Origin of the sequence: Aquabacterium sp., from assembly GCF_036273115.1 — a bacterium.
In the GTDB taxonomy this organism is placed as follows: domain Bacteria; phylum Pseudomonadota; class Gammaproteobacteria; order Burkholderiales; family Burkholderiaceae_C; genus Aquabacterium.
This window is the reverse complement of the sequence record NZ_DASUIN010000001.1, coordinates 71,708-97,409: the sequence shown is the minus strand read 5'-3', so window position 1 is coordinate 97,409 and position 25,702 is coordinate 71,708. Positions and strand designations below refer to the sequence as shown.

At 54.3% G+C, this 25,702-nt stretch carries 20 protein-coding genes and 1 pseudogene; 17 read left to right on the top strand and 4 right to left on the bottom strand.

What is annotated here, in order from left to right:
* Complete coding sequence (locus VFW72_RS00470; RefSeq protein ID WP_329672291.1) at positions 1-1,473, bottom strand: lipopolysaccharide biosynthesis protein; 1,473 nt, start codon at positions 1,471-1,473, stop codon at positions 1-3.
* Between the two features lie 187 nt (positions 1,474-1,660).
* Here VFW72_RS00470 and gmd point away from each other — a divergent pair, with 187 nt between their 5' ends.
* The 14 genes from gmd (at position 1,661) to VFW72_RS00400 (ending at position 17,875) form a co-directional block, all read left to right on the top strand.
* Positions 1,661-2,806 (top strand): GDP-mannose 4,6-dehydratase, encoded by a 1,146-nt coding sequence (gene gmd / locus VFW72_RS00465; RefSeq protein ID WP_329672290.1) that lies wholly within the window; start codon positions 1,661-1,663, stop codon positions 2,804-2,806.
* 188 nt (positions 2,807-2,994) lie between these two features.
* Complete coding sequence (fcl, locus tag VFW72_RS00460) at positions 2,995-3,924, top strand: GDP-L-fucose synthase (RefSeq protein ID WP_329672289.1); 930 nt, start codon at positions 2,995-2,997, stop codon at positions 3,922-3,924.
* A 10-nt stretch (positions 3,925-3,934) separates the two neighbouring features.
* The gene (gene xrtB, locus VFW72_RS00455) at positions 3,935-4,840 is read left to right on the top strand and encodes an exosortase B (RefSeq protein WP_329672288.1); all 906 of its coding nucleotides are present in this window, start codon (positions 3,935-3,937) and stop codon (positions 4,838-4,840) included.
* Positions 4,841-4,911: 71 nt separating this feature from the next.
* Entirely contained in the window at positions 4,912-5,619 is a 708-nt protein-coding gene (locus VFW72_RS00450; RefSeq protein ID WP_329672287.1) for an exosortase C-terminal domain/associated protein EpsI, read from the top strand.
* A gap of 28 nt (positions 5,620-5,647) precedes the next feature.
* Positions 5,648-7,099 (top strand): chain length determinant protein EpsF, encoded by a 1,452-nt coding sequence (gene epsF / locus VFW72_RS00445; protein WP_329672286.1) that lies wholly within the window; start codon positions 5,648-5,650, stop codon positions 7,097-7,099.
* A 31-nt stretch (positions 7,100-7,130) separates the two neighbouring features.
* Positions 7,131-7,988 (top strand): polysaccharide biosynthesis tyrosine autokinase, encoded by an 858-nt coding sequence (locus VFW72_RS00440; RefSeq protein ID WP_329672285.1) that lies wholly within the window; start codon positions 7,131-7,133, stop codon positions 7,986-7,988.
* A 7-nt stretch (positions 7,989-7,995) separates the two neighbouring features.
* Entirely contained in the window at positions 7,996-9,027 is a 1,032-nt protein-coding gene (locus VFW72_RS00435) for a glycosyltransferase family 2 protein (protein WP_329672284.1), read from the top strand.
* Positions 9,028-10,350 (top strand): O-antigen polymerase, encoded by a 1,323-nt coding sequence (locus tag VFW72_RS00430; RefSeq protein WP_329672283.1) that lies wholly within the window; start codon positions 9,028-9,030, stop codon positions 10,348-10,350.
* Between the two features lie 344 nt (positions 10,351-10,694).
* On the top strand, positions 10,695-11,399 hold the full coding sequence (locus tag VFW72_RS00425; RefSeq protein WP_329672282.1) for a glycosyltransferase: 705 nt from the start codon (positions 10,695-10,697) through the stop codon (positions 11,397-11,399).
* The gene (locus VFW72_RS00420; protein WP_329672281.1) at positions 11,386-12,633 is read left to right on the top strand and encodes an oligosaccharide flippase family protein; all 1,248 of its coding nucleotides are present in this window, start codon (positions 11,386-11,388) and stop codon (positions 12,631-12,633) included. The genes VFW72_RS00425 and VFW72_RS00420 overlap by 14 nt, the downstream gene beginning before the upstream one ends.
* Before the next feature lie 15 nt (positions 12,634-12,648).
* Positions 12,649-13,680 (top strand): acyltransferase, encoded by a 1,032-nt coding sequence (locus VFW72_RS00415; RefSeq protein WP_329672280.1) that lies wholly within the window; start codon positions 12,649-12,651, stop codon positions 13,678-13,680.
* A 196-nt stretch (positions 13,681-13,876) separates the two neighbouring features.
* The gene (locus VFW72_RS00410; RefSeq protein WP_329672279.1) at positions 13,877-15,481 is read left to right on the top strand and encodes a glycosyl hydrolase family 28-related protein; all 1,605 of its coding nucleotides are present in this window, start codon (positions 13,877-13,879) and stop codon (positions 15,479-15,481) included.
* Between the two features lie 9 nt (positions 15,482-15,490).
* On the top strand, positions 15,491-15,910 hold the full coding sequence (locus VFW72_RS00405) for a c-type cytochrome (RefSeq protein ID WP_329672278.1): 420 nt from the start codon (positions 15,491-15,493) through the stop codon (positions 15,908-15,910).
* A gap of 387 nt (positions 15,911-16,297) precedes the next feature.
* Positions 16,298-17,875, top strand: a complete 1,578-nt coding sequence (locus tag VFW72_RS00400; RefSeq protein WP_329672277.1) for a GMC family oxidoreductase — start codon at positions 16,298-16,300, stop codon at positions 17,873-17,875.
* A gap of 211 nt (positions 17,876-18,086) precedes the next feature.
* On the opposite strand, the gene VFW72_RS00395 is transcribed toward VFW72_RS00400, so the two are convergent.
* The 3 genes and pseudogenes from VFW72_RS00395 to VFW72_RS00385 all read right to left on the bottom strand — a co-directional run bounded on the left by VFW72_RS00395 (position 18,087) and on the right by VFW72_RS00385 (position 21,548).
* Positions 18,087-19,118 carry an NAD-dependent epimerase gene (locus VFW72_RS00395; protein WP_329672276.1) on the bottom strand — a complete coding sequence of 344 codons (1,032 nt, stop codon included), beginning with the start codon at positions 19,116-19,118 and terminating at the stop codon, positions 18,087-18,089.
* Between the two features lie 32 nt (positions 19,119-19,150).
* Positions 19,151-20,308 (bottom strand): annotated as a pseudogene (locus tag VFW72_RS00390) (glycosyltransferase family 4 protein); the annotation flags it as partial.
* A 10-nt stretch (positions 20,309-20,318) separates the two neighbouring features.
* Entirely contained in the window at positions 20,319-21,548 is a 1,230-nt protein-coding gene (locus VFW72_RS00385; RefSeq protein ID WP_329672275.1) for a glycosyltransferase family 1 protein, read from the bottom strand.
* Between the two features lie 26 nt (positions 21,549-21,574).
* On the opposite strand from VFW72_RS00385, the gene VFW72_RS00380 reads away from it, so the two are divergent.
* The 3 genes from VFW72_RS00380 to VFW72_RS00370 all read left to right on the top strand — a co-directional run bounded on the left by VFW72_RS00380 (position 21,575) and on the right by VFW72_RS00370 (position 25,701).
* Positions 21,575-22,723 carry an acyltransferase gene (locus VFW72_RS00380; protein WP_329672274.1) on the top strand — a complete coding sequence of 383 codons (1,149 nt, stop codon included), beginning with the start codon at positions 21,575-21,577 and terminating at the stop codon, positions 22,721-22,723.
* A 157-nt stretch (positions 22,724-22,880) separates the two neighbouring features.
* Complete coding sequence (locus tag VFW72_RS00375) at positions 22,881-23,984, top strand: NDP-sugar synthase (RefSeq protein WP_329672273.1); 1,104 nt, start codon at positions 22,881-22,883, stop codon at positions 23,982-23,984.
* Positions 23,920-25,701: a DUF1800 domain-containing protein gene (locus VFW72_RS00370; RefSeq protein ID WP_329672272.1), complete on the top strand. Its 1,782-nt coding sequence runs from the start codon at positions 23,920-23,922 to the stop codon at positions 25,699-25,701. Before VFW72_RS00375 ends, VFW72_RS00370 begins: the two co-directional genes overlap by 65 nt.
* Position 25,702: the final 1 nt, after the last annotated feature.

Sequence of the window (25,702 nt, the reverse complement as noted above, 5' to 3'; positions counted from 1 at the left end):
TCAGGAGGTGCGCTGCCTACGCGCCAGCGCACCCGAAACAAACCCACGAAACTCGGCCGACAGCAGCCAGGCCTGCAACACAAAAAGCGCCATGCTGACGCCCACCATCAGCACGAAACCCAGCCAAGCGCCCATGCCCAGAGCCCGCCCAAAGTCAGACAGCCAGGCCAGCGCCGCCACCAGCGTCGTGGTGAACACAGGCCACCGCACTGCCAGCCAGTAGTCGGCCACACGTATGCCCATCAAGCGGCGAGTGAACAGCAACTGCATGGCCAAACCCACGGCTGACCGGCCCACCCACAACACCATCGCAAAAATAGGCGCCAACTGGGGCACAAACAGCAACCCCAACGCCCACAGCGCCGAAGAGATCAGCGCCACAGACAAATTCAAATTGGGCTTACCCAAGGCCATGAAGGCCGGCGGATGAACAAACCCCACCGCCTGCACCGCCCCCATTCCCAAAGCCCATTGCAAATAAGGAACGGCTGGGGCCCATTTCTCGCCAAACACGAGGTTAACGCCAACCCCGGCATACAGCGCCGCGCAAACGTAAATGGGGGGGGCCAAAAGCGCCACGCTGCCCAGCACAGACAGAAAACGCTCGCGAAACTGCCGCGCATCGCTGGCCACCCTCGCCATGTAGGGCAGCAACACCGAGGCAATCGGTCCGCAGGTCACCTGGAACAGCACATCGAAAATGCGCACCGCCAGGGCATACACCCCCAAGGTGGCGGCGCCAAACACCGCGCCAATCAGCACTTGGTCGAGCCGAACCATGATGGCTTCCAGCAACTGCGTGCCCAACTGATGCCGGGCCTGCCCCCACACCGGCCGAACCGCCTCCAGGCACACACGCCACAAGCCCCAGCCCAACGGGCGCCAGCCGGCCGCCCACCACACCGTCACCAAGCCGGTCAGCGCATTGGCCACATGCATCACCACCAGGGCCAACACCCCCTGGCCGGCATGGGCCATGCCCACCCCAATGCAGCCCCCCACCAAAGTGGCCAAGGTATTGCGCAGGGCAATCGACTTGTGCTGCAACTGGCGCGACAGCAAAGCATGCGGCACCAAGCCGGCCGCATTCAACCAGCTCGCCGCCACTACCCCCCACAAGGCCCATTGCAGGCGCGGCTCGTCATACCCCTGAGCGGCCAAGCCCGACACGGCCACAATGGTCAAACCGCTGAGCGTGGCCAACAGCATCTGCAGCCACAGCACGCCACTGAAAAAGGGCTGATCGTCAGCGTCCTGATGCCGCATCACCTGCGACGACAGACCAAAATCGATCAGCGCATCGGCAAACACACTCACGGCCAACGCCATGGCCATCACGCCCAACTCGGCAGGCGACAGCGCGCGCGCAATCAACATGAAAAACAGGAACGACATCCCGCGCGTTCCCAGGCTGCCGGCCATCGCCCAAAGCGAAGCCGACTTGGCCGAGCCCCCGGCCTGATCAGAACTCATGCATCACACCACCACAGGCCACAGGAATCAGGCCTCACCCGCATTTCACTCTAGCACCCACACCTGCCAGGTTGGTGCCGTCCATACAACTGATCACCCCCAACCACAACGAACTTTCAAATAAATCTGCTATACCTTGACGATTAGCTCGACAGAAGTCGGGATCAACTGCCTCAGGAGCAAGTCAATGAGCAAAAAAGTCGCCCTGATTACCGGCGTCACAGGTCAGGACGGGTCTTATCTAGCTGAATTTCTGTTGAACAAAGGCTACGAGGTGCATGGCATCAAGCGCCGCTCCAGCCTGTTCAACACAGACCGCATTGACCACCTCTACCAAGATCCGCACGTCGACAACCGCAACTTCGTGCTGCACTACGGCGACCTGACCGATTCGACCAGCCTGGTGCGCATCGTTCAGAAAGTGCAACCCGACGAAATCTACAACCTCGCCGCTCAATCGCACGTGGCCGTGAGCTTCGAAGAGCCCGAATACACCGCCAACGCCGACGGCATTGGTGCCCTGCGCCTGCTCGAAGCCATCCGCATTCTGGGTCTGGAGAAAAAGACCAAGTTCTACCAAGCCTCCACCTCCGAGCTGTACGGCCTGGTTCAGGAAATTCCCCAGAAGGAAACCACTCCCTTCTACCCACGTAGCCCCTACGCTGTGGCCAAAATGTATGCCTACTGGATCACGGTGAACTACCGTGAGGCCTATGGCATCTACGCCTGTAACGGCGTGCTGTTCAACCACGAAAGCCCGGTGCGCGGCGAAACCTTTGTCACCCGCAAGATCACCCGCGCCATCAGCCGCATTGCCCTGGGCCTGCAAGACTGCCTCTACCTGGGCAACATGAGTGCCCTGCGCGACTGGGGCCACGCCAAAGACTACGTCGAAATGCAATGGCTCATGCTGCAGCAAGACCATGCCGAAGACTTCGTCATCGCCACCGGCGTGCAATACAGCGTGCGCCAGTTTGTCGAATTTGCGGCCAAGGAACTGGGTATCAGCCTGGCATTTGAAGGGGAAGGCGAAGCCGAAGTGGGTCGCGTCACCGCCGTGGCGCCCATCGTCAACGCCAAGGGCGAACGCGAAATGCTCGCCAAATGCAAAGTGGGCGACGTGATCGTCAAGGTCGACCCTCGCTACTACCGCCCCACCGAAGTCGAAACCCTGCTGGGCGACCCCACCAAAGCACGAGAAAAACTCGGCTGGACGCCCAAGATCACCTTGTCCGAATTGGTCAAGGAAATGGTGCTGAGCGACTACACCGCCGCCAAGCGCGACAGCCTGGTCAAGCTCGCAGGCTTCCAAGCCTACGATCACCACGAGTAAACACCCCTGATCAGGGGAAACCTTAGTAAGGGGGGAGGCACCGCGCTTCCCCCCTTCTGCCATCGCAAAGCCGATACACTTGGCCGAAGCCCACCCCATCCCAGGGGGAAGCGGGAGGGAACCTTTCCTGCGGCGCACCCTCCACCACGCCAAGCACCCAACCTCCGATTTTCCGCATTCAGCCCAACATGGACAAAAACGCAAAAATCTTCGTGGCGGGCCATCGCGGCATGGTGGGCTCAGCCCTGGTGCGCAAGCTGCAAGCCCTGGGCTACACCCAGGTCATCACCCGCAGCCGCCAGGAACTGGATCTGCTCAACCAGCAGGCCGTGCACGACTTCATGCACGCCGAGCGCCCTGACTACCTCTTCATTGCTGCGGCCAAAGTCGGCGGCATTCAGGCCAACAACGTCTTCCGGGCCGACTTCATCTACCAAAACCTCATCATCGAGGCCAACCTCATTCACTCGGCCCACACCGCCGGCGTGCAACGCCTCATGTTTCTGGGTTCCAGCTGTATCTACCCCAAGCTGGCCCCCCAGCCGCTGAAGGAAGACTACCTGCTCACCGGCCCGCTCGAACCCACCAACGAGCCCTACGCCATTGCCAAAATTGCCGGCATCAAGCTGTGCGAGGCCTACAACGACCAATACGGCCGTCAGTACATCAGTGTCATGCCCACCAACCTGTACGGGCCGAACGACAACTACGACCTCAACAACAGCCACGTGCTGCCAGCCCTGATCCGCAAGGCCCACGAAGCCAAGCAACAAGGGCAAGCGAGCCTCACCGTCTGGGGCTCTGGCACCCCCATGCGCGAGTTTCTTTATGCAGACGATCTGGCCGACGCCTGCGTGTACCTCATGGAAACCGGCTACAGCGGCCCCTTGGTCAACATTGGCACAGGGCAAGACATCACCATTCGCCAATTGGCCGAAACCATCGTTAAAGTCGTGGGTTTCCAAGGCGACCTCAGTTTCGACGCCAGCAAACCAGACGGCACACCCCGCAAGCTGATGGACGTGTCCCGCCTCAGCAGTTTGGGCTGGACGGCCAAAACATCTCTGGAAGACGGCATTCGTCTTGCTTACCAAGATTTTCTGAAGAACCGCACCTGACGCCCCACACATGACATCAGGCACCCTGGCTTCGCCAGCATCAACACAACCGGCTGCACCCAACGCGCCAAGCCATGCCGAGCTCATTGCCGTGGGCCTGGGCCTGGCGGCCATGTACACCCCCACCTATCTGCAGCTGAACGCAACGCTGTGGAAGGTCGTGGGTCAAGGCCACGGCCCGGTCATGCTGGCGCTCACCATGTGGCTGATCTGGCAGCGGCTGCCCCGCTTTCAGGCCCTGGCCTCATCGCCAGCCACCCTGGCCGGTAGCGTGTCCATGGTGTTGGGCTTGCTGATGTACGTGGTGGGCCGCTCGCAAGACGTCAGCTTTCTGGACGTGGGGTCGCAAATGTTCGTCATTTCGGCCATTGCCCTGCTCTACAAAGGCTGGGCTGCCTGGCGGCTGATGGCCTTCCCCATCTTCTTCATCATCTTCATCATCCCCATTCCGGGCTCGGTGGTTGACCAGATCACCGCGCCACTCAAAGCAGCCGTGTCCTATGTGTCAGAAGCCCTGCTGTTTCACCTGGGCTACCCGATCGGTCGATCAGGGGTTGTTTTGACCATCGGGCCCTACCGGTTGCTTGTGGCCGACGCCTGCGCTGGCCTGAACTCCATCTTCGCGCTGGAAGCCATTGGCGTGTTCTACATGAGCGTGGCCCAGCACGCCAGCAAGGCTCGCAACATTTTGCTGGCCTCGCTGATTCTGCCCATTTCCTTTGTCTCCAACGTCACGCGCGTGTGCGTGCTGGTGCTGGTGACCTACTATTTTGGCGACGAAGCCGGCCAAGGCTTCGTGCACGGCTTCGCAGGTATTCTTCTATTCATGGTCGCTACTGCGCTGACAGTTGGCGTTGACAGCATTCTCGGCCTATTTTTCAAGCCCTCGACGAACAAAAATGGGAGTCCAGTGTGACTGTGCATGTGTCCTGCCACGCCAGAGCGGCTAAGGCATCAACAGCACACCTCGACCAAATATAGGCAACCATGGCTGAACAAAAGCTTCAAACACGCCGGATAACGATCCTGACAGTGGCTGCGTTACTGGTCGGCGCCCTTTTGGCCGTGGCATTGGCCCCGAGACTCCACGCCGATTCTCCTGCCCCAGCCCTTGATTCTGTCGTCCCCAAAGAATTTGCGGGGTGGACATACATTCCTAGCAGCACCATTCAGGTTGACCAAACCCTGACTCCAGGTCAAACCAATTTGGACCAGCCCTATGACGACATTTTGTCGAGAACATATGCTTTCAAGGATGGCACTCGGATTATGTTGACGCTTGCCTATGGTGCAAGACAACGACAAGAAGTAAAAATACATCGCCCTGAATTGTGCTACCCCGCCCAAGGCCTGAAGGTCTTGGACCTGAAGCCCGCTTCATTTCCCGCGGTACCCGAACGAACCAGTTTGATCACGGGAAAACGGATGATTGCTGCGAGTGGCCCCGGCACGGTTGAACTTGTTAGCTACTGGATCAGAATCGGGGCAACCTACAGCGATTCGGCTTGGGTCACTCGCCTTACTATTTTGAAAGAAGGCCTTGCTGGAAAAATGACCGACGGTATTTTGGTTCGCGCCTCTCAACGCGTCCCGACTGGAGGCGATTACGATGCAGCCTTCCGTAAACAAGAACAATTTCTTGCTGATCTGGTTGCCGCGACCCCAGCCGCCGGCCGGAACTTGATCGCCAGATAAACCTTTGCTCACAGATTTTGGAGCGCCAATGACCCTTACCCAATTGACAACCGTTCTGAAGGCTCGCCGCCTCGTCATATTCGCAACCGCTGGTGCGTTCCTCGCGCTCAGCGCCGGCGTGAGTTTGGTACTCCCCAAAAAATACTCCGCTGTCGCCACGGTCGTTATTGACAACAAGGCAACCGACCCGATCAACGGACTGGTTCCGGGGCTGGGCGGCCAGGGATATTTGCTAACCCAGATCGATATTCTTCGCAGTGACCGAGTTGCCAAGAAAGTTGTCAACAACTTGAAACTGACAGAGAGCCCGATCCTTAAGGACAAGTGGCAATCGGCAACAGACGGGCGTGGCAGCTTTGTCGGATGGATCGGTAACTGGCTGCAAACCAATACCGACATCAAGCCTGCCAAAGAATCGAATGTGATCGACATCACCTACATTTCGCCAGACCCGAAGTTTTCGGCTGCAGTGGCAAATGCATTCGCTCAGGCCTACATGGAAACCGCCGTGGAACTGCGCAATGCTCCAGCCAAACAGTACTCGAATTACTTTGATGAGCAACTGCGACGCGCAAAAGGGCAGCTTGACGCAGCACGTTCGGCTCTATCAACCTACCTTAAGGACAAGGGTCTGATCAGCTCCGACGAGCGCTTTGACGTCGAAATGGCTCGACTGGCTGAACTGAGTCAGCAAGTCGTTGCCCTGCGTGCATTGAGTGCAGACACAAACAGCCGCCAGCAGCAAAGCCGTTTGGCCCAGGGCGACAAGCTGCAGGACGTCCTGAATAACCCAGTCGTTAATGGCATCAAGGCCGACCTTGTTCGCCAAGAGGCACAACTCAAGGATCTGCAGTCGCGATATGGCGACGCTCATCCAACCGTGCAGCAACAGAAGGCCCAGATTGCAGATCTGGCGGTGAAACTTGAATCCGAAACTCGCCGCATCCTGGGCAGCGTTGGCGTGGCCAACCAGGTCAATCGCAGCCGCGAGGCAGAGGTCATCGCAGGCTATGAAGCTCAGCGACAAAAAGTATTGTCAATGAAGCAAATTCGCGATGAAGCCGCAGCACTGAATCAGGACGTGGAAAGTGCCCAGAAGGCGTACGACGGAATTCTCGCTCGCTTGAACCAGGTGTCACTTGAAAGCCAGACCACGCAAACCAACGTCAGCCTGTTGAACAGCGCTGACGAGCCAGCTGAACCTACTTCACCCAAAATTTTGTTGAATACAGGCGTTGGAACCGCCTTGGGCATTCTTGCCGGGATCTTGCTGGCTATTCGCCTTGAGTCGACCAATCGGAAAGTGCGTAGCGAAGAGGATGCCGCGTTGATGTTTGAACTCCCAGTTCTTGCGAACATCGGAAAGATCAACTTCAACCCCACGACACAAAGTTTCAACGCATCCAACCCACAGCTTGGACAAAACAATAAGAAGTCCCTCGCATCGAAACTATTGCCCCCTCTGCTGAAGAGCAAGTAAGCAAGGCATTTAGTTCAGAACAGGAGCAAGAGTGAATTCGACTACCCCAAACAAGAGCCGCCCTATTGGCGACATCATCAGCCAAGCTAATAGCTTGACGTCCGATCAGGTAGAAGCGGTCCTTCAGTATCAGAAAGCCAACGGCTCTCGCTTTGGTGAAGCCGCAGTTGCACTAGGCTATATCAGTGGCGACGATGTAGTCTGGGCCCTCGCCCAGCAATATGAATATCCGTACATCCACTCCAAATCAACCAATCTGAGCGAGGAGCTGATTGTGGCGCGCCACCCATTTTCGCCAGAGGCGGAAATGTTTCGAGAGTTGCGCAGTCAGTTGCTGATGTCTCAGTTCCCAGAAAATCAGCCACACAAACCATTTGCCGTGCTAAGCCCAAATCGAGGTGATGGCAAAAGTTTTTATGCTGCTAACCTGGCCATTTCGTTCGCCCAACTCGGTCGCAATACTGTCTTGATTGACGCAGACTTGCGCAATCCGAGACTAGCTAGCATATTTGGCTTGCCTAAGTCAGAAGGCGGCTTGGCAGACACGCTTGTCGGAAGATCTGCGCCAAATGTCTACATGCCCGCGCAAGACATTCCCAACCTTTACCTACTGCCTGCGGGCAATCCTCCTCCCAATCCATTGGAGTTGATCGAACGCCAGTCTTTTTCCCAGTTGTTGGTTGAACTGAGCAAGAAGTTTGACTACGTGATTGTGGATACCCCCGCATCCGAAGTTGGCGCGGACAACTGCGCCATTGCCGCCCGATGCGGCTCTGGTCTGGTTATTGCTAGAAAAGATAAAAGCGCTGAACGAGACATCTCGAGACTGTTGGCAACCTTGAAAATTGCCAAGGTCGATGTCGCTGGCGTTATTCTGAACGACTGCTGAACCCCGTATGGCTGAATCCGTCCCGCTGGTTTCAATAGTTGTATGCAACTACAACTATGAAGGCTATATCGCCAAAGCCATTGAATCAGCTCTGGCTCAAAATTACCCACGGATCGAGCTCATCATCGTTGATGACGGATCAACCGACGGCTCACGGGACGTGATCGAGTCTTATCGCGACCGCGCAGAGATCATCCTTAAGGAAAACGAAGGGCAGATCTCTGCTTACAACGCAGCCTTGAACATCATCAAGGGTGAGTTTGTTTTCTTTCTCGACTCAGACGACCGACTGCTACCCAACGCTGCCACAGAAGTAGTTGCCGCATTCAAATCCAATTTGGCCGCTGCCAAGGTTCACTTTCGCCTCCGGTTGATAGACTCGACTGGAACCCCAACCGGGGGAACTATTCCAACACATCTCGCAAGCGGTCCGGTATCTCAAATCATGCTGAGGCAGCAATGCCTTTACCAGTCTGCGCCTGGCAGCGGAAACGCATATAGGGTTTCTGTTTTAAGAAAACTTGCCCCGTTGCCCCTAGACGATCAAGACAAGCACGGCGCAGACTTCTTTGCAATTTACGGCTGCAGCCTGCTTGGCGAAGCCGCAACGGCTGGCAATGATGCCCCGCTTGGTGAATATCGAGTGCACCGCAAAGAGGATCAGCAAAGCTTCGTGCTGGGTAACGCAGCAAAGCGTACCAACGAATCAGAGCGACTCAAGCGAAGATACGCTCGATTTCAGGCTTGGATCACCAGCCGTCTTCCAAATCAAGTCGACCTTCCTACAGATATCTTCGAGTTTTCGATTGAAAAGCAAGATTACGCCAGAGGCCTCTTCAATACAAATAGCTATTTAGAGGGATTTGCGAACGGATCCAGATTATTACCCCGGCTAGCCAAATCCATCATCAGGCGACCAAGCACTGCCACCATGAAATTAGGCCTTCTTTTGTGGGCTCTTTTTATTTTGGTTGCCCCTCGCAGCGTCGGGCTCCCGATCGCACGATTTGTCTGCAATCCAGCAAGTCGCGGACAGTAAATGATCCACATTCAAAAGAAATCCAGCTTCACGCCAAGCGCCCCTTGGTGGCTATCGCCGAGCGGCCTCGCGATAGGCTTCCTCCTGCCGGTTTACTTTGCGATCATTTTCGTTGGTTCCATCGGCACTGAGAGCATTCGAGTTAAGGGGATGGTTTTCTTACAGAGCTGGCACCTCGCATTGGGTGCCGCATTGATCGCTGTTATGGCAATAGGATCGAAGGTAGGAGAACAAGTTCAGCTCTCAGATCACGGAAAAATTTCTGAGCGCAACTGGACACCGTTCGTTTGGGCCTACGGCTTGATTGTCCTTTTCGCATATACCTTCTGGTTTAAAGACATCATCTTTTCTCCCTCAGCCTTAGTAGGGGTGATAACCGGAGGCAAAAAATTTAGCCGAAACGACCTCAGCGCCGTCGCTGGCGTCACATCGCTAGTTAATTTTTTACCAGTTTACTTTGCCGTAATTAGTTACCTGCTTGCAACCGAACCTAAAAAAGTACCATTCAGCCTGAAGGCACTCTCAGTCATATTGTTTTTATTCACAATATTTAGAGTGTACGTGTGGGCAGAACGCCTGGCTCTAATCGAATTATTCGTCGCCAGCTTCCTGCCTTTTCTGATCGAAATGCACCGACGCAGCACAAACACAGCAATCAAAACGCTCTTAAAGCTAGGCCCCATTGTTGGCATTCCTGCTCTTATCGCCTATTTTGGAGGCGCAGAATATTTTCGCTCCTGGCAATCAGACGTATACAACAACAAGACAAGCTTCTGGAGTTTTGCTGTAGGACGACTTGGTTCGTACTATTACACATCCCTGAACAACGGCGCAGGATTACTAGAACTGTATGATTGGCCAACATACAAATTCGAGCACACACTACAATTTGCACACAAAGCACCCGCCCTGATTGGCCCAATATTTCGCTATTACACAGGAACAAGCCACTCAACGCTAGACGAATTTCTAAACCTCTATGCTGACCCAGAGTTCAACAATCCATCAGGCCTATACACAACGGTCTTCGACATGGGTATTGCTGGCGCATTCTATTACTACGCCATCATGGGCTTTCTGGCTGGCGTCTTATATCGATCATTCCTAGGCGGCGGTGCGCGCGGGGTTATTTTCTATCCCCTATTCTTTATCATGATGCTTGAGATCTATAGGTATCCATATCTAGGATCTTCACGGTCATTCACCTCCGTACTCGGGGGATTACTAGCGCTTTGGGTTCTTGGACTGAAGAGAAAGCAAATCAACAAGAAGGCAGCGTTGTCGAAACTAACAGCCACAACTGTCCGCCTCGCAAAAAAATGAAGACTGCTTTTATCTCCCCCTTCAGCAACCCTTCAAATTCATACATCGAGATCCAAAAGAGAATCCTCATTGAATGCGGATACCAGGTAAGGCCTTTGACACTCAGGACGATTTTTTCACCCTACCTACCTACCCTGCTTTCACGCGACTCCACTCTCATATTTCACTGGATTGAGAACCGATGCTTCTCACATGGGAAAAATAACCCGAGATTCAGCCTTATAGGCTTTTTGATTTGGGCAACTTATTTTCTTATTACCAAATTGAGCCGCGGTGAATCAGTATATTTCATACACAATCACGCCGTACACGACACAACAGGGATAAACAGAACAATCTCGAAAATGCTGATTAGTGCGTTTGGTTCAATCTGTACCAAGCGCGCCACTCACTCCCCCCCGCTCGCCAAGTTCTACAGGGCGCATTATCTGCCACACCCGCTCTATTGGGATTCAAAGACACCCATATCCGAACAATGCCAAGACAGGCAAGATCGTAGTGGACCCTTGCACTTTGGAATCATTGGGGCGATTCGCCCCTACAAGGGGATTGATAGGATTATTTCAAACTGGCCAAAGGGACATCATCTGAAAATTTCGGGCCAGTGCTCAGAAGGCTATTTAAATACACTCAAAAATCTAGTTAAACAGTTCGATCTAGAGGACTCGGTCACCATCGACGCCCGATTTTTGAGCGATGCAGATCTGAGACAAGCGCTAGACGAAACCGACGCGTTATTACTGCCACACAACCCAGAATCAAGTCTAGTTAGCGGCATGTTCTTCGAGGCGATTGGCAAGGCGCCAATTATTATTGCCAGACCAACCCCTTTCATCGAATGGGCTGCAAATCAGACCAAGTGTGTCCTATTACTAAGCAGCGATGAATCGCTTCCAGATACTGTGGCTCAAGCATGCGCCCTAAATGAGGACTCTACTGGATTAGAGTCACGCGCTTTCGCACTGAGAGAATTTGGCTGGAACAAGTGCTGCGAACGCTATAAACTTTTCTACAGAACAGAAGCGATCACACGCCGTGAGCACACGTAGAAACGCCCTCCACCTTTATATCATTCAGGGAACCAATATCCTGGTTCCCTTGCTCGCACTCCCCTATTTGGGAAGAGCACTAGGCCCCGAAGCCTTCGGCACACTCGCATTTTCACAACTTATCCTTCAGTACCTCATACTCACCACGGACTTTGGGTTCAACCTCACCGCCACCCGTCGCATCTCACAAGCCAACAGCAATCGAGAAAACCTTTCTGAAATCGTTATCAACACATCTGTGGTGCGCATGGTACTTGCATTTACAGCTTGCGCCATCGTATATACCGCACTTAGCTTGACCCCTTCTCTAGCAAGCACGCGCACCCTGATATTGATTTCGTTCGTGTCAGTCATTGGTAGTGTTATGACACCCGCATGGCTATTCCATGGGTTGGAAAAAAATCACATTTTTGCTGCCATCACCGCCGTACCGCGATTCCTCTCTTTAATTCCGTTGGCAATCTATGTAAAAACCCCATCGGATTTGGAACTCGCAGCGTGGCTTCAGTTCGGACCTCAGTTTGTTACCGGACTGCTATGCCTTGCCTGGATTGCAGTCAGCAGGCCATTCAAATACACAAAACCCAAACTCAGCCACATTAGGTATGCATTCACTGATGGGATTCATATATACACTTCAACGATATTGAGTTCCATCTACATCTACGCAAACGGCATCATTATTCGCTTTGTAGGAGGGGAAGCCGCTCTAGGCCTGTACTCTGCATCCGAAAAGCTGGTGAAGGCGGTTGGCGCAATGACCAGCCCCGCTGTTCAGGCCATATATCCTCGGGTTTGCGCTGGCTCGAATCCATCATTAAAGTATATATACGCATTTGTCATAACGTTCACCTCGATGTGTTGGGTCGGCGCTGTCGTCTTGGGCGATTGGTTAGTCCCACTCATTTACGGGCGTAGCTTCGTCGAGTCCGCGTCCGTACTGAAAGTGCTGACAATCAGCCCGATATTTGCTGGACTTACCATGATTTCCGTTCAGCTCAAAATACTGGCCTGGGGCGAGCACAAGAGACTAAAATGGATTTATGCGACAAGCGTGGCCTTCCATTGCATACAAGCCCCTCTGATGGTCAACGAATTTAGCGTAATCGGCGCGGCGGCCTCTGTCGTTCTGACAGAGTTTTTGACATTCGTTCTTGTCTCCCGAACCGTGAAGAGAATCCGAGTCAGCAACCAGCAAATCAAGGACACGGCGACTTCAGCCGCGCCACACTAAAACATCAAATACAAAATGAGCCAGAGAAACTTATCTTTTGACTACGCCAAAGGCATAGGCATTATTATCGTTGTCTTTGCCCACCTTTGGCGAGGAATTGACGGGGCAGGCCTATTAAAGGACGTCCCACAGAATTGGTTTTACGCACTCAGCAGTAGTAGCACCATCTGGTCGATGCCCGCATTTTTCTTTGTCTCCGGAGCGCTGTACAGCGGAACAATGGAGCGGAGACATGGACTGAAGGAAGTTGGAGGAAAATTTGATGGCATCTTTTACCCCTACATCATCTGGTCGCTAATAATTGGCGCATTTGAGGTAATTGGGTCTGGCTATACAAATGGCTCAACCAGCCCCTACGCGCTACTGAGTTTTCCCTGGGCCCCAAGAAGCATCTTCTGGTTCCTTTATGCGTTATTTGAGGCGTTCCTTTTGACTGAACTACTCATTTTCCTTACATCCCCTAGAACAGCCAGACTTATCCTCCCTGCCATCGGCGTTGCACTCCTGATACTTTGGAAGCCGGTTAATCTGCCCTTTGCCTTGTCTGAGTTTCAGATGAGCTTTATATATTTCGCCATTGGCGTATTTATTGCCCCCTTCCTTAGAAAGGAGCAAATAAGCCACGCTGGAATTACTGTCATCTCCCTCGCGGGGATACTGGCGACACTTTACGTCTTTCACATCACCTTCAACGAAAGAACTTACAGCTTTAGGTCTGTCACCCCCAATGCCACACCGATTGCTATTACTGTATTGATTGCATTCTTTTTGTTTTGCTACTCGCTTCCGGCCAAGAAACTTGGCTGGCTCTCCACTCTTGGAGAGCGCTCAATGGATATCTATCTCATCCACTTGCTTCTGATTGCCCCGGCGAGAATCGCCCTACACAAAATATTCGGAATAACCAACATTTATATTATTCTTCTGATTGGAATACCAGTTGGAGTATTCGGCTCTCTTTTAGCTGCAGATCTATTGAGGAAAATGGGGCTTGGCTGGGTATTCAGCCCACCACAAAAGATATCCCTCAAGCGAATGCTGTCCTAAATTACTAACTTGCAGAGCATAAGAAGGCGCATCTTTGAAGTTCTCTGGTTTTGTGGTAACTTCTCACGCCCCACTTGATTTGCATCATTTGTATCAAGGCGTTAGCAAAACACACAAAGTGATTTATTAACGTGCCGAAACGTGCCCCTGTGTTCATAGTGAGGCCTAAGTAAATTGAAGAACGCAGAGTCTCACCATGAACGCCCGCCCCGGAATGCCCACTAGCCTCTTTACCGCCGTTTGTGCGACCGCAGCGTTTCTACTACCCGGCTGTGGCGGTGGAGCTTCAGGCGATCCGTTGTCGCCGACTGCTAACGTCGTGGTGCCGCCGTCTGGTTCGAGCACAGGTCCCTTCGTACAGGAACAGCTTGCCGCGGCTCTGGCCAAGCCAGTAGCGGGTCAAGCAGAGCAAGGTGGCCCTGCAGCTGCCCCAGCATCGTGCGACACCGCGCCGGCGGTCCCCGCATCCGTTCCGGTCGATGCCATCAATGTGAAATCGTTTGGCGCAGTTCCCAACGACGACATCGATGACTCCTACGCTATCCAACAAGCGCTCAGCGCGGTAAAGCCCGGCCAGTGGGTTTATTTCCCCCCAGGACGATATGACCATGTACGGTCTCTGAACCTGCGTGTCCCTGATGTAACGCTTTGGGGCTATGGCGCGACGCTCAACGCAACTACGCCAGCAGATCAGTCGTTAACTGTTCGCGCTGACAGAGATCGCGTGTACGGATTCACATTCCATGCAACCACCGACTATCGCCGCACCGAGATTGGTTCTGCTCGCTTGGTCTCAGATGGAAGAGAGGCTGCCAGCGGATATATCAGCGGAGTAGTTTTTCAAGACAACAAGGTTGTACCTGCGACTACTCAACCCAATACAGATAGAAGCAATTCCGCTTCGTCTGCCGGCATTTTCATTTATGCCTCCAGATTCTTTACGGTTGCCAACAATTTGGTTTCCAGAAGCCTAGCCGATGGCATTCATGTCACCGGCCGCTCAAGGGACGGCAGGATCATTGGCAACACGGTGACCGAAACGGGTGATGACATGATCGCCATCGTCACCTACATGCCCTCCACCTGGCGCGCAAGCGCTGTAGCTGACAGCACCTGGATTTCCGACTACTTGACTAGCGCCCGCGTGCGGAATGTTTTGATCAAAGACAACACCGTTAACGGCCAGTACTGGGGGCGTGGGATTGCGGTTGTTGGCGGCGAATCAGTAACGATTCAAAACAACCAGGTAGACAACGCCACTTATGGCGCTGGCATTCTTGTCGCGCGCGAGAACAACTACAACACGACTGGTGTTGAAAATGTTTTGATTTCCGGTAACCGCGTCAATGCGGTACAAACAACCACGCCGGCATATGTTCCAACGGGAGCGAACTTCACAAAGTTGGCAAGCAACTTGAGCAAAGGTACAACTGGGCAAGGTGGCATCGAGATCTATAACACCTCACCCGATACCGACCCGGCTGACCCAACACTGAAGCCAGCGATTCAAATCAAGAGCATCCAAATCGACAACAACACCGTAACAGGCACCCTTGGTGATGGCATTCGCGTCGGACGGTTTAGCCCAGCAGGCTCCATTGAAGACGTCGCGATCAGCAACAACCGCTTGTCGTCCATTGGCAAATTGCCCATCGGCGGGTACTTCTCCAACGACACGTTTCCTAAGGCCAACTGTTCGGCGAATCTGACTGGCGATCTAAAGGCTGTCACTTCGGCCATTTGCTCTCTTCAGACCAAGCCGAAGGTTACAGGAGCCGCCTTGGAATGCTCCAAATTCTGATTTTTTAACATGGCGCGTACGGTAAAGCTTGCTTACGGAACATCAGCGCTACTTGTTACTTACGTGCTCGTTAATGTCGGTTTGCACCACTACAACGACCATGTGGCACTCACCGACCAGGCAAATGCCTCTTTGGTGGAACGTGGCAGGCAAGCGGCAGAAGCCTGCACAGCCTGCCACTATCTTGACCAAAAGGCCAACTTCATCGGCCCTCATTTGGTTGCACTGCTAGGCCGATCTGTTGCCAGCGTTGTGCAGTATGAATACTCTCCAGCCATGCGCGCCCACCAAGGGAGCTGGAGCGCAGAACGCCTTGCCCAGTTTCTGACCAACCCTCAAGCTACGGTCCCAGGTACCAAAATGGCCGTACAAGGGTGGTCACCTGAAGAAGTTCAGGCATTGGTTGCATATTTCAAATCCAAGGACTGACATGTCTTGGCCCAAGCCCCTTTCAGTGACCAGGGAGCGTCGTGTTGCTCTTAAAGCCTCATTGGCCCTCGCAGCCTGCGGATATATCTCCTACGAGACAGAGCCGGAGGTAGCCTCGATTTTCGGGAACTCATGTTTGAGTGACTTGGCACAAAAGGTAGAGTCTGCGCTGCCATCAGAGGTCTGTGCCTCCGCGCTGGCTCACTTCAAAAATGGATTAGCCAAATTGACCGCCCCTCAGCAGCCGGACCTATCTTTGTCGTTGAAGCTATTGCACAGGGAAGACCTGGCTGCTGGTCGCGTTCACGAAATTCACGGATTGTCTTTCTCATCAACGCAGGTCGGCTATTTAGTCTCCGAAGCTCGGCGCCAGAGGGATGACACAGCGTGAGTACCTTTGTTGACTTGCGTACCGCCGGGCAACCAACAGCGGCGCGCGCAGATATTTGCATTGTGGGCGCAGGGGCTGCAGGGATTACCTTGGCACGGTACTTGGGCAAGCACAACGTGCAAGTCCTGCTCCTCGAATCCGGTGGCTTGACCCTTGAGGGCGAAACTCAGTCGCTATACAAAGCTGAGCAGCATGGGGTGAAGTACTACGACCTCGCCGCTTGCCGACTTCGCTACTTTGGCGGCACAACCAACCACTGGGCGGGATACTGCCATCCGTACACACACAACACATACTCTGGCCGACCTGAGCTCGGCGTACCCGCTTGGCCGATACAGGAGGGCGAGATCAAGCCATACATTGATCGCGCCGCACAAGACCTTGGGTTCGACACAGATTCTTTTTCCGCGGCACATGAAGCGCTGAAGGATGGCATTGACCCACAACAACTGCCGGACCGAAGCTCAAAAGACATCTACACCCAGGTCTTTCAACTGACGCGAAAACCTCGCCAAGGACAGATTTGGCGAGACCATTTGGCAGGTCTGCCAAATGTTCAGGTTCTTCTTCACGCTAATGTCACTCGCATAAACCTTAACAAGGATGGCAAGCGAGTGACGTCGTTGAGCGTCAAATCATTGGGTGGACAGTCATTCTCCGTCGAGGCGACCACTTTTGTCTTGGCTGCTCATGCCATTGAGAATGCTCGCCTACTGCTGGACTCGAATGACATCGTCCCTACTGGCATCGGCAATGAGCACGATCACGTGGGACGGTACTTCATGGAACACCCGAAATTGATATCGGGGCGGTTCTTCCCTAACGAGCGGTTCTTGCGCCTTTATGACGGAGGAACCATTCACACACTCATGCGAAACGCTAACCTTGGGTTAACCGAGTCGTGCATTAAACGAGAAGGCATTCTTGACTATTACTGTCGCTTCCTTCCTGTCGCGGAGTTTGAGCAAACCCAGGATGCCGCACGTCAACTGAAAGCAGCTTTCTGGAAACCCGCCGACATGAAAGCCCTCAAGGCACTGGGCCAGGTCGTTGGGGATATTCCTGGGCTCTACAACTATGCCTTGTCGAAATGGGCGCGCGTTCCAATCACCGGATCTGCGTTCAACTTAGATCATCGTATAGAGCAGGCACCTAACCGAGACTCACGCATCACTCTGAGCAATGAACGTGACGTGCTTGGTTGTCGCAAAGTCGTATTGAACTGGTCCTTCAGTGACCTGGACTACAAAACATATGCCAAAGGGCAAGAGATTCTGATCAAGGAACTCACGCGCCTCAAGTTGGGTACAGTGGTTGCTCCACCGTTGGTTCCGGATGTCATCAACAGCATGGTCAAGGGCAACAATCACCACATCGGTACGGCACGGATGAGCAAAGACGCCTCGGATGGCGTGGTCGATGCCAATCTCAAAGTTCACGGCGTCGAGAATCTATACGTAGCCGGTAGCGCAGTTTTCCCCACATCAGGCCATTCGGTTCCGACAATGATCATCATGGCGTTCTCGATCAGGCTCTCCGATCACTTGATTCGCGTACATCGGCGGGCCGCATGAGATCACTTTTGATGCAATTGGCTTTGCCACCGCTCTTAGTGGTTGCCCCGTGGGCTCCATCCGCATGGCAACGCAACTGGAGTAAGTTCACGTGGATGTTCACGGCCTGGCTGATAGCCTGGGCCTTGACCTTGCTCCTGTGGGCTGGCCCCGGCTTTCTATGCTTGCTTGCGTTGGGCCTCTATTCGGCATTCACCACGCAAATCGAAGTTCAATAACTCGCCGATTTGTGCGAGAAATAGGCGTGGTACCACTGAACAAACCGATTCACACCATCCTCAACCGACACCTTCGGTACTAGCTGGGTCCATGACTCCAACTTGGTGGTATCCGCATAGGTTGCCACCACGTCCCCAGGCTGCATGGGCTGGAAATCTTTGGTCGCTGCCCTCCCAATCGCACCTTCTAGCGCACCAATGAAGGCCAGCAACTCCACTGGCTCGCTGTTGCCAATGTTGAACACGCGGTAGGGGGCCCAGGAACTGGCAGGGGTGGGTGCATTGCGGTCAAACCCGTCATCTGGCTCGGGCACGCGGTCCATGGTGGCCACGACTCCGGCAACAATGTCGTCGATGTAGGTGAAATCGCGTTTCATCTTGCCGTGGTTGAACACCTTGATCGGCTGGTCAGCCATGATGGCTTTGGTGAACAGCATGGGGGCCATGTCTGGGCGCCCCCATGGCCCATAGACCGTGAAGAAGCGCAGCCCGGTGGTGGGCAAACCGTACAAGTGGCTGTAGGTGTGCGCCATCAATTCGTTGGCCTTCTTGGTTGCAGCGTAAAGGCTCACAGGGTGGTCTACCGAGTCGTCTTCCGAAAACGGCATCTTGGTGTTGCCACCATACACGCTTGAGCTGCTGGCATAAACCAAGTGCTGCACACCATGGTGGCGACACCCTTCCAGAATGTTCACAAAGCCCACCAAGTTCGACTGGGCATAGGCATGTGGGTTTTGCAGCGAATAGCGCACACCGGCTTGCGCAGCCAGATGAATGACTCGATCAAACCGTTCGGTTTCAAACAAATGCAGCAGCGCCGATGTGTCGGCCACATCCATTTCAATGAATTTGAAAGGCGCCTGCGGGTGCTGCTGAGCAATGTGGGCCAAACGATCGCGCTTCAATTGCGGATCGTAGTAGTCATTCATGTTGTCGATGCCGACCACCTGGTCGCCGCGTGCCAACAAGGCCAGCGTGGTGTGCATTCCGATGAAGCCAGCCGCTCCGGTCACCAGAATTTTCATGGGGATGCCTTCAGATCTCAGTTATGGGTGGCCAAGGTACGAGCGACCAGTTCCGACAAATTGCGCTTGAAATTCTCGATGGAGAATTTCTCCGCATTGGCGCGGCAGTCTGCAGCAGTGATGGCTCGGGCCTGCTCGTCGAACTGGCGAACAGCCCGGGCGATGGCTTCGGGGGTTTGCTCGTAAAAGAACGCGCCTGTTGGCTGGCTGTCTGCCACGCCAAGCCCACGCACTGTTTCCAATGCACCGCCCTTGCCGTAGGCAATGACGGGGGTACCGCAGGCTTGCGCCTCAACCGGGGTAATGCCAAAGTCTTCTTCGGCGGCAAATACAAAGGCCTTGGCCCTTTGCATATGGTCTTTCAGAGTAGCAAAGGGCTGGTGCCCCAAGATCTGTACGTTAGATCCAGCTACCGCACGAATGCGCGCCATTTCAGGACCATCGCCAATGACAACCAGCTTCTTGTCGGGCATGAGCGCAAACGCCTCCACAATGGCTGGAATCATCTTGTAAGGCACCATGCGAGAGGCCGTAAGGTAGAACTCTTCCTTGTCTGCGCGAAGGGTGAAATGGGCCGTGTCCACGGGGGGGTAAACCACCTCCGAATCGCGCCCATACACCTTGCGAATGCGCTTGCCCACAAACTTGGAGTTGGCCACCATCACGTCTACGCCGTTGGCCGTGCGTAAATCCCACAGGCGAATGTAGTGCAGCAAAGCTCGAGCCAAACAAGACTTCAAGCCCTTGGTCAAGCCAGACTCGCGCAGGTATTGATGCTGCAGGTCCCAGGCGTAGCGAATGGGCGAATGCACATAGCTGACATGAACCTGTGAAGGCGATGTGAGCACCCCCTTCGCTACAGCGTGGCTGGAGGACACAACCAAGTCATACCCGGACAGGTCGAGCTGCTCAATGGCCAAGGGCATGAACGGCAAGTAGGCACGGTATTTGGTGCGCGCAAAAGGCAGCTTTTGGATGAAGGTGGTGGTGACCTTCTTGCCTTTCAAAAACGCTCGGTCCTTTTCTGGCACGAAGTCAACCAGCGCAAACACATCAGCTTCGGGCCAGATCTCGAGCATTTGCTCAAGCACTTTCTCGGCACCGGCGTAAACGACCAACCAGTCGTGCACAAGAGCCACTCGACGCGGACGAGTGGTCGAAGCGATTTGGGTCGTTTGATTAGCAGTCATCAGTTACGGGTTAGATGTGTGGGCCGCTGATCGCTTCATTCAATGCACTCGCGAGACTGGCCGCGGCTCGTGTCCAGGTCCAGTATTGTCCCTGTCGTATGGCGTTGGCTCGCAACCGATCCCTCAAATGTGGGTCAGTCATTACTGCCATCAACGCAACATACAGGGCCTCCGGATCATGTGGATCAAAGTAGTTGGCGGCATCTGCACAAACTTCAGGAATCGATGCGGCAGTCGATGCAACCACAGGGCACCCCATGGCCATAGCCTCCAGCGGAGGAATACCGAACCCTTCATACAGCGAAGGAAAAACAAAGCAAGACGCATGCTTGTAGAGCGCTGCCAACTCCTGATCGCTCACATAGCCAACATGTTTGACATAGCTTGGCAAAGCGGTGTGCTGGCCAGAAAACACGGCGGGATTCGTGCCACCGGCAACGACCACATCAAAACCAGGATCGCCACGCCCCTCCAGCGCACGAACCAACAACCCGAAGTTTTTGGCCGGTTGAGCACTGCTGACAGACAGGACATAAGGCCTGGTACGCAGAGCACAGCGATCCAGGATCGATTCGTCGGCCTGGACTCGCTGCACATGCTCACCACCCTCGGGCAACACCACAACCGACTTGCCCCCCAGCGGTAGAAAGCGCACCAGTTCCTTGCGCGAAAACTCCGACACGGTCCAAAAATGCTTCGCCCTCAATGCAAGACAGGTGTGCAGCAATCGATACGCCACCTTGAAACCCAAGCTGTAAGCCTGAGGCACAGCGAAGACTGCAGCGTCGTGCACCACCGTGGCTTGATTGCGCAACAAGATAGGGCCCGTGTTGCACAAGTTGAGCAGCAAGGCACCAGAGCATGCATGCGGAAGGTCCAACTGTTCCCAAAGGTGCCCTTGCCTGCGACCCACCGTGCGAAAAGGCATATTGTCAAACCGGACCTTGGGCTCAACACCAGGCGGCAGGAGCACCTCGATGGGAGGCAGTTGAACCTTGCCTTGCGAAATGAGTCGATCAAGCGCCAGCAGGATTTCGGTTGCGAAGCGCTCGACTCCTGTGACTGGACGACACAAAAAGCGCCCATTGACAGCTATACGCAAGGCTTGGGTCATAAAAACCATATCCGGAAAAGTGGGCGAGCTGGGTGGAGCTTTCGAGTGTATCGAGTTAAGAGATTTTTCGAGACCGGAGGACAGGGTTTCCCCGGAATCAGGGATGTTGAGAATGGTGCCCTGCACCTAGCATCGTGTGCCCTCCGCATAACATGCAGCTCCAACGAGCCACCTCCTCTGCTGTGACCGCTTCTTTATCGCTCTATCTTGATGTCGTACGCCTGCTAGCAGCGATGCTGGTTGCGTTAGGTCACGCCTATACTTTCACTGGCGGACACTTCAAACTATTGGCGGGTCACGGCACCACAGCTGTGTCTGTTTTTTTTGTCCTATCAGGGTTTGTGATCGCGTTTGTCACAGAAAAAAAAGAACGAAATGGGATGGACTACCTCGTTTCTCGCTTGGCGAGAATGTACTCCGTTGCGCTTCCTGCAATTGCCATTACCATCGCAGCCGACTACATAGGGTATAGCGCAGACAACCGACCTTATTTGGGATTGTTACCCAACACTCTTGCTGGTTTTAAAACAGACTACCTGAACCTTACGTGGTCCGTCGACGAAATTCTACGACTAATAACATTCACAAACGAGCTATGGACTAGCCACATTCAGGTTGGAAGCGGAGAGCCCTACTGGTCTCTCGGTTTCGAGGTTTGGTACTACATAATTTTTGGTCTGTACCACTTTGGCCCAGGCCCAAAATCAAGTCGAGTAACCCTATCTTTTATCGCAGCGATCATAGCCGGCCCCAAAATTTGCGCCTATTTCCCCCTTTGGCTTATGGGTGTCTACTGCTATCGGCGGATGACCTCCCCCACACCTCCGCTCTCTACGCTACCGACCTGGTCGGTTGTCGCACTATTCCTTGCCACACCGATAATCTATTTAGGAGTGAGGCATCAAATGGCACCTATGAGTCAATCCATGTTTCGACATGAAGATTTGAGCCTCACCGTCATCAGCAGCGTCGCCTACTTTCACATTGTAGGAATTGTGTTTTGTCTAAACCTAGTTGCATTCCAGCAGATCACAACAAGGTTAAGGAAGCTGGAGACAGCTATAACAAAATACAAAAAGCCAATTCAATGGCTTGCCGGAGCCACATTCACGCTATACCTTATTCACCAGCCCATACTGCTCATGTTCCTCGCCATTAACCCATTAAAAGAACAGCCAGACATGTGGGCTTACACTTCCTTCTCAGCTACTGTATTTTTGGTTTTTGTCATCGCGCAGTTCACCGAGCGAAAAAAAGATCTGTGGAAACGTTTTTTCTCCAGCCTGCTCAGACGAACTTAAGCCCCTCTGGAATCATTAAATGATCCAGTCGGATACACCTGTACAGTTGCTCCTTACGACACAAGCCATCCCTCACACCGGGAACCAATAAGCCTGTTTGACATCTAGCTGCAACATGCCTGTGTCCTAATTGCCAGACCTAGCTGTAAGCCAACAAATGACCAAAGCGCTGATTCTTGCCGCGGGCCAGGGAACCCGCATCCGCCCCCTGACCAAGGGCATGCCCAAGCCGATGATCCCCATTCTGGGCAAGCCGGTACTGGAGTACATCATCGAACACTTGGCCCGGCACGGCGTCAAGGAGATCATGATCAACGTGGCTTATCACCACTGGAAGATCGAGAACTACTTTGGCGATGGCCACCGTTGGGGCGTGGAGATTGGCTACTCGTTTGAGGGCGTGCGCGAACACGGTGAGATCACACCGCGGCCGATGGGGTCTGCTGGTGGCATGCGACGCATTCAAGACTTCAGCGGTTTCTTTGACGAAACCACGCTGGTGATTTGCGGTGATGCGCTGATTGATCTGGACATCACCGCCGCGGTGGCAGAGCACAAAGCCAAGAAGGCGATTGCCAGCGTGATCACACTGGAAGTGCCTCGCGACCAAGTCAAGAACTACGGCATTGTGGTGGCGAAAGAAGATGGCCTGATTGAGTCGTTCCAGGAAAAGCCAAAGCCCGAAGAGGCCCGCTCGAATCTGGCCAGCACGGGCATCTATCTGTTTGAACCCGAAGTGCTGGAGATGGTTCCCCCAGGCAAGGAGTTCGACATAGGCAGCCAGTTGTTCCCGATGCTGGTGGAGCAGAAGCTGCCTTTCTACGCACAAAGCCGCCCTTTCCACTGGATCGACATCGGCAAGGTCACAGACTATTGGACTGTGCTGCAGCGCGTGCTGGCTGGCGAAATTTCCGACATGCGCATGCCCGGCAAGGAAGTGCGCCCGAATGTGTGGGTGGGCCTGAACACGCGTGTGGACTGGGACAACGTGCAGATCAAGGGACCGGTCTACATTGGCTCGGGCTGCCAGATTGATGCAGGAGCCGTGATTGAAGGCCCGGCCTGGCTGGGCAACGGCTGCGTGATGCGCAAAGACAGCAAGCTGGTGCGCAGCGTGCTGTTCGACTACACACGCATGGACACGAACAGCACCTTGTGGGAGGTGATTGCCTCGCCGCAGTATGTGGTGGACCGCCATGGCCACACCACCTACCAGGGCGAAGAAGGCACCACCTTGCGGTGGGGTGATGCGCGGGCCTGATGCAGGCCTGAAGCGCTGGGCGATGGCCGCATGGACGGCCATCGCGTTGATGGTTGCACCTGCGCCGACGGCATGGGGTGCAACCATCAGCGAGTCAGATGCCGCACGCTTTCTGACGCAGGCCACTTTTGGCCCCACCCCTGCTGATGTAGCGAGGGTTCAAGCCCTGGGCTACGCAGGGTGGCTGGATGAGCAGTTCGCCATGCCACGCGAATTGCCGTCACACCAGGCCTACTGGGATCAACGCAACGCGATTTTGCGTAAGCAAAACGACCAGTCGAGCACCGATGAGGTCACTGCAAGTTTCTGGAAACATGCCATCACAGGCCGTGATCAATTACGGCAGCGTATGGCCTTCGCTCTGTCTGAAATTTTCGTGGTGTCTTTGGCTGACAGTTGCGGAGACCTGCAAGCCGCTCGTGGCGTGGCGAATTTCTTCGACATGCTCAACGAAATGGCGTTCGATCGCTATCGCTTCCTGCTTGAGCGTGTGGCGCTGCACCCCACCATGGGCTGCTTCCTGTCTCATCTGCACAATGAAAAAGAAGACTTGGCAACGGGTCGCATTCCAGACGAGAACTTTGCCCGCGAGCTGATGCAGCTGTTTTCTATAGGGTTGTTTGAACTGAATCTGGATGGTTCGCCAAAGCTGAATGCACAAGGTAAGCCGATCGAAACGTATCAAGCTGACGATGTAATCGGGCTGGCGAAGGTGTGGACCGGCTTCAGTTGGGATTGCCCCATGCCTCGCAATGGCGGTTGTTTTCTGCAAGGGGTGAACTCTGCAACCGGCGCTTCGTACGCTGACAAGTGGGTCATGCCCATGGCGCCCTACCCTCAGTTTCACTCGACAGCTGAGAAGCGCTTCCTGGGTGTGAAGATTGCCAGCACCTGGCTTGCAGACCCGATGGGCGATGTACAGCTTGCTTTGGATGCCATCGCATCGCACCCCAATGTGGCGCCATTCATCAGCAAGCAGCTGATTCAACGGTTTGTGACCGCCAACCCAAGCCCGAGCTATGTTCAACGGGTTGCCTCGGTGTTTACAAAGAGTCAGGGTGACCTGGGGGCAGTGATTCGGGCCATTTTGTTAGACGATGAGGCGCGAGTGGCACCCGCCACCTCTTCTGATTCAACATACGCCGGCAAGCTCAAGGAACCGGTGTTGAGGCTGAGCGCCTTGATGCGGGCGTTCGATGCACAATCAGCCACCGGGGCATTTCTGATGCGCCCCACCCACGACCCTGGCTTTGGCCTGGGGCAGTCGCCACTGCGCAGTCCTACGGTATTCAATTTCTTTCGACCAGGGTATGTGGCAGCCGGCTCGCGCATGGCCAAGGGCGGCCTTCTGAACCCGGAAATGCAGCTCGTCAGTGACGTGAGTGCAGCCGGCTACGTGAACTTCATGCGGGGGTTCATCGAGTTCGGTACTGGATGGCAAGGGTTTGATCGCCAGTCAGGCCCCCCTGACATTCAGCTGGCCTTCAATTTGAACGACGATCATCCGCTGCTCACCCTGGCGAGCACCCCATCCGACTTGGTCAATGAGGTGGACAAGAGGTTGATGGGAGGACTGATGAACGCAGAGCTGAAGCGGCTGATCACGGATGCTGTGAGTTCGATTCACCAACCAGAGCAGCTGAAGAACCGACGACACAGGGTGCACACAGCACTGCTGCTGACTGTGGCTTCGCCAGAGTTCCTGGTTCAAAGGTAAA

What these genes read in the sequence shown, in the direction of transcription:
- VFW72_RS00470 (WP_329672291.1), bottom strand. Translation starts at nt 1,473, where the DNA reads ATGAGTTCTGATCAGGCCGGGGGCTCGGCCAAGTCGGCTTCGCTTTGG.
- gmd (WP_329672290.1), top strand. Translation starts at nt 1,661, where the DNA reads ATGAGCAAAAAAGTCGCCCTGATTACCGGCGTCACAGGTCAGGACGGG.
- fcl (WP_329672289.1), top strand. Translation starts at nt 2,995, where the DNA reads ATGGACAAAAACGCAAAAATCTTCGTGGCGGGCCATCGCGGCATGGTG.
- xrtB (WP_329672288.1), top strand. Translation starts at nt 3,935, where the DNA reads ATGACATCAGGCACCCTGGCTTCGCCAGCATCAACACAACCGGCTGCA.
- VFW72_RS00450 (WP_329672287.1), top strand. Translation starts at nt 4,912, where the DNA reads ATGGCTGAACAAAAGCTTCAAACACGCCGGATAACGATCCTGACAGTG.
- epsF (WP_329672286.1), top strand. Translation starts at nt 5,648, where the DNA reads ATGACCCTTACCCAATTGACAACCGTTCTGAAGGCTCGCCGCCTCGTC.
- VFW72_RS00435 (WP_329672284.1), top strand. Translation starts at nt 7,996, where the DNA reads ATGGCTGAATCCGTCCCGCTGGTTTCAATAGTTGTATGCAACTACAAC.
- VFW72_RS00430 (WP_329672283.1), top strand. Translation starts at nt 9,028, where the DNA reads ATGATCCACATTCAAAAGAAATCCAGCTTCACGCCAAGCGCCCCTTGG.
- VFW72_RS00425 (WP_329672282.1), top strand. Translation starts at nt 10,695, where the DNA reads ATGCTGATTAGTGCGTTTGGTTCAATCTGTACCAAGCGCGCCACTCAC.
- VFW72_RS00415 (WP_329672280.1), top strand. Translation starts at nt 12,649, where the DNA reads ATGAGCCAGAGAAACTTATCTTTTGACTACGCCAAAGGCATAGGCATT.
- VFW72_RS00410 (WP_329672279.1), top strand. Translation starts at nt 13,877, where the DNA reads ATGAACGCCCGCCCCGGAATGCCCACTAGCCTCTTTACCGCCGTTTGT.
- VFW72_RS00405 (WP_329672278.1), top strand. Translation starts at nt 15,491, where the DNA reads ATGGCGCGTACGGTAAAGCTTGCTTACGGAACATCAGCGCTACTTGTT.
- VFW72_RS00395 (WP_329672276.1), bottom strand. Translation starts at nt 19,118, where the DNA reads ATGAAAATTCTGGTGACCGGAGCGGCTGGCTTCATCGGAATGCACACC.
- VFW72_RS00380 (WP_329672274.1), top strand. Translation starts at nt 21,575, where the DNA reads ATGCAGCTCCAACGAGCCACCTCCTCTGCTGTGACCGCTTCTTTATCG.
- VFW72_RS00375 (WP_329672273.1), top strand. Translation starts at nt 22,881, where the DNA reads ATGACCAAAGCGCTGATTCTTGCCGCGGGCCAGGGAACCCGCATCCGC.
- VFW72_RS00370 (WP_329672272.1), top strand. Translation starts at nt 23,920, where the DNA reads ATGGCCACACCACCTACCAGGGCGAAGAAGGCACCACCTTGCGGTGGG.